Source organism: Mangrovibacter plantisponsor, from assembly GCF_003182475.1.
Lineage (GTDB): Bacteria > Pseudomonadota > Gammaproteobacteria > Enterobacterales > Enterobacteriaceae > Mangrovibacter > Mangrovibacter plantisponsor.
Map to the genome: position 1 here is coordinate 92,837 of NZ_QGTS01000013.1, position 15,814 is coordinate 108,650.

At 50.1% G+C, this 15,814-nt stretch carries 11 protein-coding genes; 7 read left to right on the forward strand and 4 right to left on the reverse strand.

The window, feature by feature from the left end; genetic code table 11:
• Positions 1-111 precede the first annotated feature (111 nt).
• The 3 genes from DES37_RS19520 (at position 112) to DES37_RS19530 (ending at position 5,596) form a co-directional block, all read left to right on the forward strand.
• Positions 112-960, forward strand: a complete 849-nt coding sequence (locus tag DES37_RS19520) for a Hachiman antiphage defense system protein HamA (RefSeq protein WP_110027412.1) — start codon at positions 112-114, stop codon at positions 958-960.
• A complete protein-coding gene (locus DES37_RS19525) occupies positions 950-4,093 on the forward strand; it encodes a DEAD/DEAH box helicase (protein WP_110027414.1) in 3,144 nt (1,047 codons plus the stop codon). Before DES37_RS19520 ends, DES37_RS19525 begins: the two co-directional genes overlap by 11 nt.
• 117 nt (positions 4,094-4,210) lie before the next feature.
• Positions 4,211-5,596 (forward strand): hypothetical protein, encoded by a 1,386-nt coding sequence (locus DES37_RS19530; RefSeq protein ID WP_110027416.1) that lies wholly within the window; start codon positions 4,211-4,213, stop codon positions 5,594-5,596.
• A 324-nt stretch (positions 5,597-5,920) separates the two neighbouring features.
• Here the strand turns inward: DES37_RS19530 and DES37_RS19535 are convergent, their stop codons facing one another.
• The 3 genes from DES37_RS19535 to dmsA are packed head-to-tail and all read right to left on the reverse strand — an operon-like array spanning position 5,921 to position 9,858.
• Positions 5,921-6,784, reverse strand: coding sequence for a DmsC/YnfH family molybdoenzyme membrane anchor subunit (locus DES37_RS19535; RefSeq protein WP_110027418.1), 864 nt, complete (start codon positions 6,782-6,784; stop codon positions 5,921-5,923).
• A 1-nt stretch (position 6,785) separates the two neighbouring features.
• Positions 6,786-7,403: a DMSO/selenate family reductase complex B subunit gene (locus DES37_RS19540; RefSeq protein WP_110027419.1), complete on the reverse strand. Its 618-nt coding sequence runs from the start codon at positions 7,401-7,403 to the stop codon at positions 6,786-6,788.
• Between the two features lie 10 nt (positions 7,404-7,413).
• A complete protein-coding gene (gene dmsA, locus DES37_RS19545) occupies positions 7,414-9,858 on the reverse strand; it encodes a dimethylsulfoxide reductase subunit A (RefSeq protein WP_110027421.1) in 2,445 nt (814 codons plus the stop codon).
• Between the two features lie 740 nt (positions 9,859-10,598).
• Here dmsA and DES37_RS19550 point away from each other — a divergent pair.
• Both DES37_RS19550 and DES37_RS19555 read left to right on the forward strand, forming a co-directional pair.
• The gene (locus DES37_RS19550) at positions 10,599-11,555 is read left to right on the forward strand and encodes an AEC family transporter (protein WP_036115673.1); all 957 of its coding nucleotides are present in this window, start codon (positions 10,599-10,601) and stop codon (positions 11,553-11,555) included.
• Between the two features lie 110 nt (positions 11,556-11,665).
• On the forward strand, positions 11,666-12,502 hold the full coding sequence (locus DES37_RS19555; RefSeq protein WP_036115670.1) for a helix-turn-helix transcriptional regulator: 837 nt from the start codon (positions 11,666-11,668) through the stop codon (positions 12,500-12,502).
• On the opposite strand, the gene DES37_RS19560 is transcribed toward DES37_RS19555, so the two are convergent.
• The gene (locus tag DES37_RS19560) at positions 12,495-13,394 is read right to left on the reverse strand and encodes a LysR family transcriptional regulator (protein WP_036115667.1); all 900 of its coding nucleotides are present in this window, start codon (positions 13,392-13,394) and stop codon (positions 12,495-12,497) included. The genes DES37_RS19555 and DES37_RS19560 overlap by 8 nt on opposite strands.
• 285 nt (positions 13,395-13,679) lie before the next feature.
• Between DES37_RS19560 and DES37_RS19565 the strand changes: the two genes are divergently transcribed.
• Together DES37_RS19565 and DES37_RS19570 are read left to right on the forward strand one after the other, a co-directional pair.
• On the forward strand, positions 13,680-15,176 hold the full coding sequence (locus DES37_RS19565) for a UbiD family decarboxylase (protein WP_036115665.1): 1,497 nt from the start codon (positions 13,680-13,682) through the stop codon (positions 15,174-15,176).
• Positions 15,177-15,187: 11 nt separating this feature from the next.
• Positions 15,188-15,772: a UbiX family flavin prenyltransferase gene (locus DES37_RS19570; RefSeq protein ID WP_036115663.1), complete on the forward strand. Its 585-nt coding sequence runs from the start codon at positions 15,188-15,190 to the stop codon at positions 15,770-15,772.
• Positions 15,773-15,814: the final 42 nt, after the last annotated feature.

Below are 15,814 nucleotides of genomic sequence, written 5' to 3' on the forward strand. Positions count from 1 at the left end.
ACGTCGGAGCCAGAGCCTGTTGGCTTGTCGGAGCAATATATGGAAAAAGTAGTCGTCTCACTGCTGCTCGAATTGAGAAGAAAGATCTTTAACGCTGGGAACGGATTGTAAATGCCCTGGACTTCAGATCATACCAAATGGCTCATCGATACCGGTGAGCGACTAAAGACCGCCGATGGCAAGGAGGTCGAGGTCTGGGAGCTTCGTCATGAGAAAGATGAGGCCGTGCTATCGGCCTGGGCGAAACACTTTCGAAATCATTACTGTCTGGATACCGAGATCGATTTCCTCCGGGGTAAACGCCCGCGACCGGACTATCTGACCAATATCAAGTTCCCTTGCAGAACATCCAAACTCGGCCCAGGAATCAGAGCAGGAGATTTCGGGGAAATTCTGGTTTCCGATTACCTGCAATGGCTTCTCGGTTACTGGGTACCCAGGGTACGGTGGTCATCAAAGGTTGTTCGAGATGAATCGCCCAAGGGCAGCGATGTCATTGGATTCCGATTTCACAAAAAAAACGGCGAAGCCTCCACCAAGGACGTGTTGTTTGTTTTTGAATCCAAGACAAAATTCTCCGCCTCTACAATCAATCGCCTGCAGGATGCCATCAACGATTCTGCCAAGGATCACATTCGCATCGATGAATCACTGAACTTCATCAAGCAAAAGCTCTTTGAAAAAAGGGAAATCGAACAGGCTCAAAGGATCGAGAGATTTCAAAGCCCAGTAGATATGCCCTACAAGGAAACCTACGGCGCTGCAGCCATCATTTCAGACGAATTTTTCGACGCCGAAGAATTGGCTGCAGCTGACTGCGGGAAAATTCCCAAGTCAGCAAAATCAAAGGAGTTCTTCCCTCATCCAAATGGTGACAGCCTAGTTCTCTTGGTTATCAAGGGACCCAGCATGATGGACCTTGTCCACGAGCTCTACAGGAGGGCTGCGGATGAGGCCTGATAGAAAATCCAATCGTCTTTTGGGTGTTACTCGATCAAAAGCAAAGATGATCGAGTACCATGTACCTGAAGAATATCAGGAGATAGATTTATCACTACATCCTAATAAGCTCTTCACCATTTCGATTGGCCTGCTTGGTGACCTCGCCGCCGCCATCAACCGGGTGGAGCCAGATCCCGATTCCCTCGCAGAGCTAAAAAACAATCTGCTATTTTCCGCCCGTTTTTTCGACTCCTACCTCCAATCAAAGCTGAACGAGACACTTGATCCATACCTAGTGCTTCTGGGCTCCGCCTCCTTTTACCTGTGTGATCTTCCCGGAAGCGCGTCGGTATTGGCGAAGCGCATCGATGGCGACTGCCCGGATCTGGATGGCGATAGTTTGGAGTACCTGTTGCTCTGGTTGCTGCAGGCCGATCTGGGAACCTATTTTGATGGAGCTGAGGGGCCGTTCGGCGGATTCATCGACGGGATTTCAAAGTGGATTCTCCAGTTTTTTGAGGATGGGAACGGCGAAAAAAATCTCCTCGATTTGGCCATGAAGCTGCGGGACGCCGTCTATGAATTCGGCACGCCCAGGCAGCTTCTTTTTGGTGATGTGATCGCAGCCGTTCTGAGGAAAAAGCTGGAAAACTCCGCCTGGAAGGCTTTGCCGTCATATTCCGGGCTGCCCCGAGACAAATGGCTCCATGCGCTGCAAAAGGATTCGTTCATCAAGGAACTCTGGCCTGCACAACACCTTTTGGGCCAGGCGGATGTTCTCAAAGGCGAGTCTGCCATCATTCAAATGCCCACCAGCGCTGGCAAAACGAAGGCAACGGAGCTGATCCTTCGAAGCGCGTTTCTGGCCGACCGCGTGTCACTGGCCATCATCATCGCCCCGTTCAGGGCACTGTGCCATGAGATCAAGAACAGTCTCGTCGAGGCATTCCACAACGAACACACTAGGGTGGATGAGTTATCCGATGCCCTACAGACCGACTTCGAGATTGCCGAACTCCTGGGGCACAAACAGATTCTGGTTATAACCCCCGAGAAGCTGCTTTATGTTCTTCGGCATGCTCCCGAGCTGGCTGCCCACGTTGGCCTGCTGGTTTTTGATGAAGGCCACCAGTTCGACAGCGGCACCCGAGGCATCACATACGAGCTGCTCCTGACGTCGCTGCGCTCCATGATTCCTGAAGGAACCCAGAAGGTGCTGATCTCAGCGGTCATCAGCAACGCCGAGGCTGTTGGAGAATGGCTGAACGGGGAGCCCAATGTCGTCGAAGGAACAACCCTGATTCCGACTTTCAGGTCGGTCGGGTTCGCGAGCTGGCTCGATCAGTTGGGAAGGATCGAGTACGTCGACAGCCGTGATGCCGAACAAGGCGAGTTTTTCGTTCCCAGGGTGATTGAAAGATTCAATCTCGGGAAAAGAGGCAGAGAGCAGAAAGAACGTCATTTTCCAGAGAGGGACGATGGCCAAGCCATTGCACTCTATCTCGGTATAAAACTGGCCCCTAATGGAAGCATCGCCATCTTCTGTGGCAAAAAATCAACAGCGACAAGCATCTGTGAAAAAGCGGTAGAATTCATTGATCGTGGTATTCCGTTTCCACTCCCACAAGAATTCTCAAATCAAATGGAGGTTGAACGGCTCCATTACCTCCATGCTGCGAATCTTGGACCTGAAGCATCGGCTTCAATGAGTGCCGAGCATGGCATATTTTCTCATCATGGCAATACACCACATGGTATCCGCCTTTCAGTGGAACACGCTATGCGTGAAAACCTCGTGCGGTTCGTTGTTTGCACCTCCACACTGGCGCAGGGCGTAAATCTCCCAATTCGGTACCTCATTGTTACCAGCGTCTACCAGGGCATGGAGCGCATCAAGGTTCGCGATTTCCACAATCTCATTGGCCGAGCGGGCCGAGCGGGGATGCATACTGAAGGCAGCATTTTGTTTGCCGACCCTATTGTGTATGACAAGCGCCGCAACCGAAAAGACGGTTGGCGGTGGGATATAGTCAAGGAGCTGCTTGATCCAACCAAGTCAGAGGAATGCGCAAGCAGCCTCTTTCAACTGATCCCTCTGGTTATCCGGAATGACCGTACCAAGTCAAAAGACAAAATGAATCATTCGTTGACATGGGACATCCTGTCTTTTGCCAAAGCTCATATAGCCGGGTGGGATTCCCTGAATGAAATTATCACCAAGATTGCTAAACAATACGGTGGAAACGGTTTCACGGTCGATGCGGTTAAACCGCAATTCGAATTTTTCAGCCTGACTCTCGCCTCCATCGAAGGCTTTCTTCTCTCCAACTGGGATGCTGTTGATAATGGGTTGACGGAGGAAGACATTGCTGATCTCGCGGAACAGACATTGGCGTACTTCTTGGCTGATGATGAGAAACGGGAACAGATTCAAGAATTGTTCAAGCTTCTGGCGGAAAACATATCAGAGAATATTACTGACGTTAATCGGCGAAAAGCATTTGGCAAAACACTCTATGGTGTCAACGATGCCAAGGCGATTGAGGGGTGGGTTCAAGATAACGCTGATGAACTTCTTGACGCCCAAAATGGAGACGAAGCTTTTGACCTCGTGTGGCCATTAATAATGGGGCATGTACACAACAAAGCTTTCAATAAGTTCGACAAGAAGAACGTCCTGAAAGAAATTACGAAGAAGTGGATTTCAGGAACCCCATTTCATCAGCTTTTCAGAATTGCCGACAATAATAAATGCAAGCTCGGTAAGGGGAAGAGGCCCAGGAAAGTCAAAATCGAAAATATCATTGATATCTGCGAGGGCGGTCTTGCCTACGATGGGGCTCTTCTTGTGAGTGCATTGTGTGAATTTGTAGAAATGCTGGACCGCGAAGGAACAGATGACCCGATCAATCGTCTCCAAATTTTCCAAAAGCGACTGAAATATGGTCTGCCGAACGAAACCACCATTGCCCTTTACGAGCTTGGCTTTTCGGACCGCGTCATCGCTCAGGACCTCGCCGCATCCTTGAACCTGGCAGCGACTCAGAAGAGGGATCTCGTGAAGGCGCTGAAAAAAGATCGGGACGGAGCCAGGGCGGTAATGGAGAAATACCCAAGCTATTTCCAGGAGAGGATGAATGAACTCCTGTAGTAGAAATCCAGATCATCAACCAAGGCTATCTCGCGCTCTACTGTTGGCCAGATTGTTGGCGGACCGCAGAGCCTACGGCAGTTCTCTGGGAAAGCTCGCATTTCTCCAGGAGTGGGCATGAACAAGCAGACGCAGCCATCACCAAGAGAACATCATTTCTACGTTGCAATAGCCAAGTTCCTTTTCCACCATCCGGAGCATGGCATTGTATCGGTGCGGGACCCGATCAAGATCAAGGATGCAGAGCGGTACGGACTCAGCCCTCTCTTACTCTACGGATTGACGGTTGCCGGGTTACCCATTCGATGGATGACCTTTACCCCGGTCGATCAGCCCAAGGCTCTCCAGGATGCTCTTCTGGAAGCCTGGAATAACGCTGAGGGATTGCGTGGCCGACCGGACATCCTGCGGATCAACAGGCACCTCGCGACGGCCAGCCCTGAACTGGTAGGGGAAATGGCAAAAATCGGAGTCCAGGTCGAAGTCGCCAATGCCAGGGAGAAATCCCTTCCCGCGTCCCTGCGCTCAGCCCAGGACGCCAGCCGGTGGCTGCTGAGGAAGCACGACGGAAATGACTGCTCTCTTAACGGGTCCATCCAGGCCCTTTGCCGGTACGCTCAGGATGACCACGATTTTCGTGTCAGGGAGGGCCACAGAGGCGTGAACAGTCGCGAGGTGGAAGACAGGCTCCAGCAGTGGCTGGCCTTACCGGCGCAAGTGACAGTGCCAACAGTGACCAACGGACTCGACTGGGCACCTGGTCCATGGCTGTCTTCCTGGCAGACCTCCCTGCCGCCAGATCAGCCCCGATATTTCAACCTCGATGGGTTTGATGGCAGTACCTGGCTACTGACAGGTGAGAAGGCAGCGGAGGATATCGTTGAGGATGAAGATGTCTGGGCCGACAGTGACTATGACAACGCGGCCGAAATCGCCAAGAACCTTGTGGCGTGCTGGCCCAATTCACCTGCAGAGATTGCCAAGTGTGCCGGGATCACCCTGCGGGAACTCCAATGGTTCACTTCGGGGAAGGCGTCCCTTGACCGGCATGCGCGTTTTGACCTGGAAGCCTTACTCGGCATCGAATACGACGAAAGTATGGGCAGATATGTGGAGGCCGGACCTTATGTCCTAGTGGCCCACAAACCACTGGCCCTAAAAGAAGTCTATGAAGGCATTTCCAGCGGTGGAGATGCATGTCCCTGCGAGATTGTCCCTCGTCTGGGAACTTCCGACCCAAGCTGGCGATACGTGTTGATCAACACTTATGGAGAGCCCCCGAGCATTGTGATGGCACCTCGCGGAGCAAAAATCACGGAGCGCCTTTCTGAGTTGCTAATGAATTATGGGGGCATCAAGGCTGTCGCTCCGGGGTTCTACCGAGATGTCGTTTCTACCTGCGCCCGGGCCTGCCGTGAACCTGCGGGTAATATTCGTGAGATGAACGATTTCGCGAAGCGCTACGAAGCGCATTGGGCAGGTTGCGCCTGGCAACCGGAATGAACCGACATGGTTAAGTCAAAGCATAGAGATTAGTATTGTCAGGTTGGTGTTCCCACTTTCCCAGTTTTCCCACCTCAACAAGCCTGAGGTGGGCTTGTTGGCATAATGTTCACTCAGCACAAACCCAATAAGATTTTTGCTTGTGGGTAGTAAAGCGGGTAGTGAACACAGCAGAAATATGGAAAATAAACTTAAGATATTGTTTTAATTAGATTATTAAATTTTAATTTACGAGCAAATCCAAAACATCGAGTAACACCGCAGCTAAAAATAGCAGCCCATATCGCTATGGGCTTGTTATTTAAGTTAATGGCAAACGCAGGGTTACCCGGCGATTGCCATGCCAACCGTCATATGCAGGCCATAAAACACGCCACGGCTAATCAGTTCACCTGCCAGCACCAGTACAAATGCCAGTGACAATACAGGCACGGCAGGGTAATACCCTTTTAACTGTGGCACCACCCAACACACCAGCGCGGCGGCCAGTAGCAGCAGGCTCCATGCCATCAGTGCACCATATTGCGGAACTAACGCCTGAGCCTGTTGCACGGAACTGTGAATTGTTGCCAGTTCACTCCCCTGCATTACCGCCACCACCGCACTACCCAGCAAAGCAACCAGGGAAACCGCAGGTAACACGCGCATGCCCCAACCTTCAACACCCACCACACGCAGCAACAGGTAGCCAAGTAACGGTCCACCCATCAACATAGTCAGGAAAAAGCGTAACCCAGTCCATATTGAATACCAGGTTGGCACTGTATCTATCGTGTTGTAAACCCTTGCCATCATCCAGACAAACACCAGACCCAGCACCATGGTGACTACCAGCCATAATGCCCGCAGCGGCTGTGAAAGCTTATTAACCACAGCCAGTAACCAGCCAATACCTCCAACGGCAAAAAAGAGTGAGCCACTGGCGATTTCGTTACTCAGGGCCGAAGCGCCAATCCGGTTTAACGAGTTAAACGCCCGCATGGGTGAACCCAGGTGCATCATGGAGGCAATAAACCCGATTCCCATCAATACCCACAACCCCAGCATCACGAGGGTGACCCTCTTTTGCTGCTCTGCACTGGGTTTGGCACACAACAACATCAGTGCCATAACAATAAATCCACCCACCACACACTGCCCCAGCACGGTAAACAGCATCAGTGGCCATTCACTCCATCCGTTACCCATTTCACACCTCCTTCGGGTTTGCCAGATAACCGCTGGTATCCCCTGCAGGGCGGCTGTTGGCGTTGGGTTTTATGACAATACTCGGCTTTGTGAAATGTGCAGACGGCAAAGGTGCAACTGCCGCCAGCTCACCATGTTTTTTGCGCAGTTCTTCGATTGGCCCAAAGTCCAGCGCTCTGAGTGGGCAGGATTCAACACAAATCGGCTTTTTGCCTTGTGCAACACGGGAGTAACAACCATCACACTTGGTCATGTGCCCTTTGGCCGCGTTATATTGCGGCGCACCATAAGGACATGCCATATGGCAGTAACGGCAGCCAATACATACATCTTCATTGACCACGACAAAGCCATCTTCCCGCTTGTGCATTGCGCCACTGGGGCACACCTTCGTACAGGCCGGATCCTCGCAATGATTACAGGCGATGGATAAATAGTAAGCGAACACATTCTGGTGCCAGACACCGTTATCTTCCTGCCAGTCACCTCCCGCATATTCATAAATGCGGCGAAAACTCACATCCGGCGTTAAGTCTTTGTAATCTTTACAGGCCAGCTCACAGGTTTTGCAACCGGTGCACCGACTGGAATCAATAAAAAATCCATACTGGGTTGTCATCGGTTACTCCTTACAACTTTTCAACCTGGACCAGGTTGGTGTGTGACGGGTTGCCTTTTGCCAGTGGTGACGGGCGTTGGGTTGTCAGTACGTTGATGCTGCCAGCCTGGTCGACCCGTTGAGCATCCGGGGAATACCAGGCTCCCTCGCCCAGGGCGACAACACCCGGTAAAATACGTGGCGTCACTTTTGCCTCAATGTGAACCTCTCCCCGGCCATTAAAAACCCGCACGCGATCACCGTTGGCGATGCCGCGAGCCTGAGCATCCATGGGGTTAATCCACATCTCCTGGCGGCAGGCGGCTTTTAAAACGTCCACATTGCCGTAAGTTGAGTGTGTGCGGGCCTTGTAATGAAAACCGGTCAATTGCAGCGGCCACTGTTTTGCTAATGGGTCGTCATAGTTTTCAAACCCGGCACTGTAAACCGGCAGCGGGTCGACCACATCGTCTTTATCCAGTTGCCAGGTCGCGGCGATCTCAGCCAGTTGTGCGGAGTAAATTTCAATTTTCCCGGAAGGAGTGGTGAGCGGGTTGGCAGCAGGGTCCTCGCGGAAAGCTTTGTAGGCAACGTGGTGCCCTTCAGGATCTCGTTGTTTAAAAATCCCCTGTTCACGGAAGGCTTCGAAAGACGGTAAATCGGGAATGGCTTTACGAGACAGCTCATGGAGATGGCGCATCCACCCTTCCTGAGTACGCCCCTCGGTAAATTTCTCTTCCACACCCAGGCGTTTTGCCAGAGCGCTGGTCATTTCATAAATAGTTTTGCATTCAAAACGCGGCTTAATGACCTGGTCGTTAAAAATTACATAGGACATATTCCCGCAAGAGGCATCCAGCGCGAAGTCCATCTGTTCAGACGCGGTGCAATCCGGCAATAAAATATCGGCATATTTCGCCGAAGCAGTCATGTGGCAATCAATCACCACTATCATTTCACACTTATTCTCATCCTGAAGAATTTCGTGAGTGCGGTTAATTTGCGAGTGCTGGTTCACCAGGCAGTTACCGGCATAGTTCCAAATCATCTTGATGGGAACATCCAGCTTGTCTTTCCCGCGCACCCCATCACGGGTGGCCGTCATTTCAGGACCGCGCTCAATTGCATCGGTCCACATAAACATTGAGATGCTGGTTTGCACCGGGTTATCCAGCGTTGGCATCCGTTCGAATGGTATTTCATAAGACCCTTCACGAGCACCGCTGTTGCCCCCGGAAATACCCACGTTCCCGGTCAAAATCGGCAACATGGCGATAGCCCGGGAAGCCAGTTCTCCATTGGCGTGGCGCTGTGGCCCCCAACCTTGAGAAATAAATGCCGGTTTTACTGAACCGATTTCTCGTGCCAGTTGAATGATACGTGCGGCCGGAATACCGGTAATGGGTGCCGCCCAGTCAGGTGTTTTCGCCACGCCATCGTTACCTTGCCCAAGGATATAGGCTTTGTAATGGCTGTTTACGGGCGCTCCAGGCGGCAATGTTTTTTCGTCATAGCCAACACAGTATTTATCAAGGAATGCCTGGTCGACGAGGTTCTCAGTAATCAAAACCCAGGCAATTGCCGCAGCCAGTGCGCCATCAGTACCTGGCCGAACCGGGATCCACTCATCCTCGCGCCCTGCCCCGGTGTCGTTGTAACGCGGGTCGATGATTATCATGCGCGCATTAGATTTCTGGCGTGCCTGTTCAATGTAGTAGGTAACCCCGCCGCCGCTCATCCGCGTTTCGCCCGGGTTATTACCAAACAACACGACCAGTTTGCTGTTTTCGATGTCAGACGGGCTGTTACCATCTGCCCAGCCACCGTAGGTGTAGTTCAGTCCGGCGGCAATCTGAGCTGTTGAATAATCGCCGTAATGGTTCAGGTAGCCGCCCACGCAATTCATCAGACGGGCAATCAGTGTTTTTCCTGGTGGCCAGGAGCGGGTCATCGTGCCGCCCAACGTCCCGGTACCATAGTTAAGGTAGATAGATTCGTTACCGTAGTCTTTAATCAGGCGCTGGGTGTTGCTGGCGATAATGTCATAAGCTTCATCCCAGCTAATACGCTCAAATTTCCCTTCGCCCCGTTTGCCCACGCGTTTCATTGGGTACTTCAGCCGGTCAGGGTTATAAACCCGGCGGCGCATAGAGCGGCCACGCAGGCAGGCCCGCACCTGGTGCAAACCATCGTAATCATCATTGCCGGTGTTATCGGTTTCCACATAGCGAATTTCACCGTCAACAACATGCATACGCAACGGGCAACGGCTACCACAGTTAACGGTGCAGGCACTCCAGATTACCTTTTCCTGAGAGCCTGCCGGGGCAATCGTATCTGCGGCGCAAACTAAACGGGAAAAGGGCAAAGAAAATGCGCTACCAGCCAGTGCCAGGCCACCAATTGCAGTTCCTTTCATTAAGCCTCGTCGGCTGACTTCTGCTTCCAGCAAAGCATCGGGGGTTTTATGGCTCATAAATACTCACCTTGCTTATTTTCGTCATTGATGCAATTCAACCGCTATATAAATATTTATATAATGGTTTGAATTATCAGTTTATTTTCTTTTTCAGTGTGAGTATTACGCTGTCCGGGGAATTAATAGTTTGCTTAGTATCAATCCAGCTGTTGAAACATGCAGATAAGGCGTATTTCTGAGAGCCCGGGCAGAAAATCAGGTTTTCAAAAAGAGTCATCAAAGGTGATAACGAATATCACTCGCAATTATTTTTCACCGTATGGCCGGGCATATTTTCTGGTCAGCCTTTGGCGTATAGAAAAACCTTAAAACATATCTCCCTTATCTATTTCACCGAAAATGGCTCACGGATTTCCGGTAAGCCCGGCAATAAAAGGACACTTCAAGGTTAACAATATAGTCACTTCAGGCTGGCTGGGGAGTTATGGTCGGTTTGGCTGGATTACCTGGATATCAATTAACCCTGCATTCTTTAGCTGATTTTTCCCGGCTATGCTCTCTGGCCCACCACATAATAATAGTTACATTTTTGTCACACAAACCCATGCAGTAGCGTCGCCTTTTTATCAGTGCTTTTGCTATCATTTACCCTCTGCAGGCCGTAATAACTAAAAAAACTCGCACTGTCTACCCTGTCCCTTACCATCCTGACGGCCCGTTTTAAGAAACGTAGCTGTCATGCTTGTCGCCTGAAATGACAACAAAAATTTATTAGTTTTTGATATAAAAGGAAAAATATGGACTGGGAAACCTGGCGCTTTGTTATCAGTGTCACGCTGCCAAACCTGCTGCTACTCCTTGCTGGGATCATATTGCGCCGGGCAGGGCTGATGAACGATACATTTATTGATGGCGCCTCAAAAATTGTCTTTGTTGTTGCGCTGCCCTGCTTATTGTTTTTCAGTATCGCCACACAAAAAATCTCGCTGGCACAAAATCTGCCTCTGGCCCTGTACGGTCTGGTGGGCACGACATTATCCTGGTTGATACTTGAGCTTATCGCCCCCTTATTGGTAAAAGAGCGCAAGGAGCGAGGTATCTTTGTTCAGGGTGGGTTCCGTGCCAATACTGCAATTGTCGGCCTGGCTTATGCATCAATGGCCTATGGCAAAGCTGGTATAGCCACAGGTTCACTCTATATGGCGACAACAGTTATTCTGTTTAACCTTTTATCCGTCATTTCATTGACCCGCACTCTGCAGGGGAACGGGAAAAAAGCGCCGTCACTGGCTTCAGTTTTAAGCGGTGTTGTAAAAAACCCCCTGATTATCAGCCTGGTGCTTGGGCTGGCCTGGAATGCTACTGGCTTTTCTATCCCGCATCCTGTGTTTCAGACTGGTGAACTGATTTCTGCGACAGCACTGCCACTGGCAATGATGTGCGCCGGCGCGTCACTGGACCTGCGTAGTATGTTTAGATCATCCAATACGGCGTTATATGCCAGTCTGGCTCGTGTCGCGGTGGTTCCGGCAGGGTTAACTTTCGGTGGGTGGCTATGCGGCTTTGAAGGAACAACGCTCGGCGTCATCTTCCTGTTTTCCGCTACGCCTGCCGCTGCTGCCAGTTACGTAATGACTCGGGCAATGGGCGGCAATGCCGTACTTGCCGCCAATATTATTGGTTTGACCATGGTTGGCTCAATTGTCACAACATCTCTGGGATTGTTTATTTTAAGAACCCTGAACCTGGGTTAACCAGGTTCTTTCCGCCAAAAATTTGGTACGTGTCATGTTATCCTGTTAGCCATGCACACTTATCATGGTATAAGCATTCTGGTGTGTGTCACTCAGAGTCGTGAATGAAGATGGCATTTCCCCTTTCACAACAATTAGGTGCTTTTTTAAAAGAACGGCGCCAAAGCCTGGATGCCCGTGCACTGGGGTATCTCTCTCAACGCCGCCGCACTCTGGGGCTACGCCGCGAAGAAGTCGCTCAGCGCGCCAGTATTAGCGTAACCTGGTATACCTGGCTTGAGCAGGGCCGGGGCGGCGCGCCTTCAGTTCCCGTGCTCGAACGCCTGAGCCAGGCGCTGTTGCTGACAGACACCGAACGTGAGCATCTGTTTTTATTGGGTGTTGGCCATCCACCTCAAACAAAACACCAGGAAAATCAGGTAATACCCGCCCATCTTCAGCATGTACTGAATACGCTTAACCCATGCCCCGCGCTGATAAAAAATCTTACCTGGGACGTTCTAGCATGGAATGACGCTGCCCGCCTGGTGTTGACTGATTACACACGTCTTGAGCCTGAGCAACGGAATATTTTGCGGCTTATCTTTTCACATGAACCAGTACGCCAGCATCAGGCAGACTGGGAGGCTGTGGCTCGTATGGTGGTTGGTGCGTTTCGGGCTGATATTGCCCGCGTTGGCGAAAGCCCACGCGTACAACACCTGGTTCAGGAACTTTCCGCTAAAAGTGCATTTTTTGCAACGCTTTGGGAAACACACAGCGTACAGGATTTAAGTGAAGGGATTAAATACCTGCATCGCTCTGACTGCGGGGCGCTTGCGCTGAATTATTCATCTTTTGGCATTCACGCGCGGCCAGATTTAAGCCTGCTGGTATACAGCCCTGCAACGGATGAAGATGCCAGTAAAATAGCAACAATCTTCTCTGTTGCTCACAAAACTATTTGAATGGATACCCTTGCTCAAGTAACCCCAAAAACTCTTGCAGCCAGGGCATATCAATGGTTTTCACCATCGCCGGGAAAAAAACTTGCGGTGAAGGGAAAACATCCAGTACGAAGCAATTTTCTAACCGGCTGGCATCAACTTCAGACTCAGGTAGCAATGTTGCCGCTTTCAGGCCAGACTCCAGCCAGTCAATAATTACACCGGGCTGAGCAATGTGCATAATCACATTCGGATTTACTCCGCCCTTACTAAAATTATCAAACAACATCTCATAAATTCCCGAATCCCGGGAACGTTGCAGCAAAACAAGGGGAAGCTCACCAATCGCCAGGTAAGGTATTGTCCCACTATTTATATCGCTACTCATACAACCTGCCAGCGCCTTATTAATTACCGCTACCAGTTTTACTGGCTCAAAAGCGATATAATCAAAGCATTCAGGTTGATAAGGTTTCTGAATTAACGCTAAATCTAATAAACCATCATTCAGTTGCTCTTCTAAATTACTGGAATCAGAAACGGAGATGCGTAATTCTATTTCTGGATGTTTCCGGTATAATTCAAGAAATAGTGGTTTGAAATAAGATTGGTATAAGTGTGTCAAACCTATACGCAATAGCCGCTTTTCTCTGTTGGCTATTTGAATAGTTTCACGAGTTGTATTTTCTATTTGACGAAAGATATCACTGGCGCGGCGATAGAGAAAATTACCCGCATCGGTAGGTTCGATTCTATTTCCATTACGCACAAAAAGAGAAGCATTGAGCTCTTCTTCAAGCTCCTGAATCCTCCGGCTAAGCGGGGGTTGTGCCATGTTTAGCGCTCTGGCGGCCTGGCTGATAGAACCATGCTCAACGACCTTACAGAAATACTTCAATCTTTTCAGATCCATAGAGAAAACGCCCTCCGCCAGACTATGAGGCCGTATTATCGCATATTTCTGTTTTTCGTGCATAAACAACTTAATAATTCAACAAAATAAAAACATTGCGGTAACATTTTTTGCATTATATGTAGCAATTTAACCTGAAGTAAATATATAATGTGACTGTAATCACTGCCACTCACACCTTTTTGATATGGTTTGTATAATCTAAACGGTATTTGTCTGGTTCTATTAGCAGGCATATATTTTCAGGTGCAAAGACAACTTACCTGAAAAATACGGACCACTATTATGGCAAATGAGCTAAATAAAGATCAGAGCCAGACGCATGATCTTCGCTCCGCAATTGAATTACTCAAATCTACCCCCGGCGAATATGTCGAAACGAATGTAGAAGTCGACCCTCGCGCCGAATTATCTGGTGTTTACCGCTACGTTGGTGCAGGTGGTACGTGCGAACGTCCTACCCGTAAAAACGGCCCGGTAATGATGTTCAACAAAATTAAAGGGTTCGATGATATCAGTGTCATTATTGGCCTGAATGGTTCCCGTAAACGCGTTGGGCAGTTCCTTAACTGCGAACCAGAAAGACTGGGCCATCTGCTGAAAGATTCCGTGCAGAACCCTATCGCTCCAGTTGAAGTCAGTGCTGACAAAGCAGTGTGCCAGGAAGTTGTACACCTGGCGACAGATGCAAATTTCGATTTGCGTAAACTGCTGCCAGCTCCGACCAACACCGAAGAAGACGCTGGCCCTTACATCACTATGGGTCTGTGCTATGCATCTGATCCAGAAACCCATGAATCAGATATCACGATTCATCGCCTGTGTGTTCAAAGCCGTGATGAGCTTTCAATGTGGCTCACTCCAGGCCGCCATATTGATGCATTCCGCATGAAAGCTGAAGAAGCGGGCAAACCACTGCCTATCTCCATCAGCATTGGTGTTGATCCGGCAATTGAAATTGCCGCCTGCTTCGAACCACCGACAACCCCACTTGGCTTTGACGAACTGAGTGTTGCCGGTGCATTGCGCGGCCACGCTGTTGAAATGGTGAAATGTAAAACCATCAATGAACGTGCAATTGCCCACGCAGAAATCGTTATTGAAGGCGAACTGCTGCCAAATGTACGTGTTCGTGAAGACCAGAACACCGACTCTGGCAAAGCGATGCCTGAATTCCCGGGTTATACCGGTGAAGCGAAAGAGGCACTGCCGGTTATCAAGGTGAAAGCCGTCACCCATCGCCACAACCCTATCTGGCGCACTACTGTAGGGCCAGGCGAAGAACATGTGAACATGGCAGGTATTCCAACTGAAGCCAGTATTCTGGATATGGTAAACCGCGCGATGCCTGGTAAACTGTTGAATGTATTTGCACACTCTGCAGGTGGTGGCAAATTACTGGCAGTTATGCAGTTTAAAAAATTCGCGCCAGTTGATGAAGGCCGCCAGCGTCAGGCTGCGCTGCTCGCATTCTCTGCATTCCCGGAACTGAAACACGTTATTCTGGTAGATGAAGATGTTGATATCTTTGACAGTGACGACGTGCTGTGGGCTATGCAGACTCGTTATCAGGGTGATGTAGATACCGTCTTTATTCCTGGTGTACGCTGCCATCCTCTGGATCCGTCACAAACACCAGAATACAGCCCAAGCATTCTGCAAACGGGGATGTCCTGCAAGACTATCTATGACTGCACAGTGCCGTTCCATCTGAAATCGCATTTTGAACGCTCGAAATTTAAAGAAGTGGATGTGAAACGCTTCCTGCCAGATTTCGAATAAGGAGTTATTGAATGACCACACAACGTATCATCATCGGGATCAGTGGCGCATCCGGTTTCCAGTATGGCGTAAAAGCCCTTGAGTTACTGCAAGGGAAAGGTCTTGAAGTGCACCTGGTTGTCTCCAAAGGTGCAGAAAGGACCTGCGAACTGGAAACGGATTACGAACTGGACAAGGTGATGGCGCTGGCGGATGTTGTGCATCCCATCGGCAACCTTGGGGCGTCAATATCCAGTGGTTCATTCAAAACCCTGGGTATGCTGGTTGCTCCCTGTTCTATGCGTTCCCTTGGGGCTATTGCTCACTGCCTGACCGACAATCTACTCACTCGGGCAGCAGATGTGGTGTTAAAAGAGCGCCGTCGCCTTGTCCTGCTGGCCAGGGAAACTCCGCTCAACCTTGGGCACCTGCGTAATATGCAGGCAGTAACGGAAATGGGCGGGATTATTTTCCCGCCCGTCCCGGCGCTCTACCAGCGCCCGCAAACAACCGATGAAATTATCACTCACAGTGTGGCTCGAGCTCTGGATCTATTTGATCTGGACGTGAAAAATATTCCGCGCTGGGGTGAAGGTGATATGCATCATGCGAATTAACCCTTTTTAAAACTCCCTCTCGGGTATAACACACTACAGGAA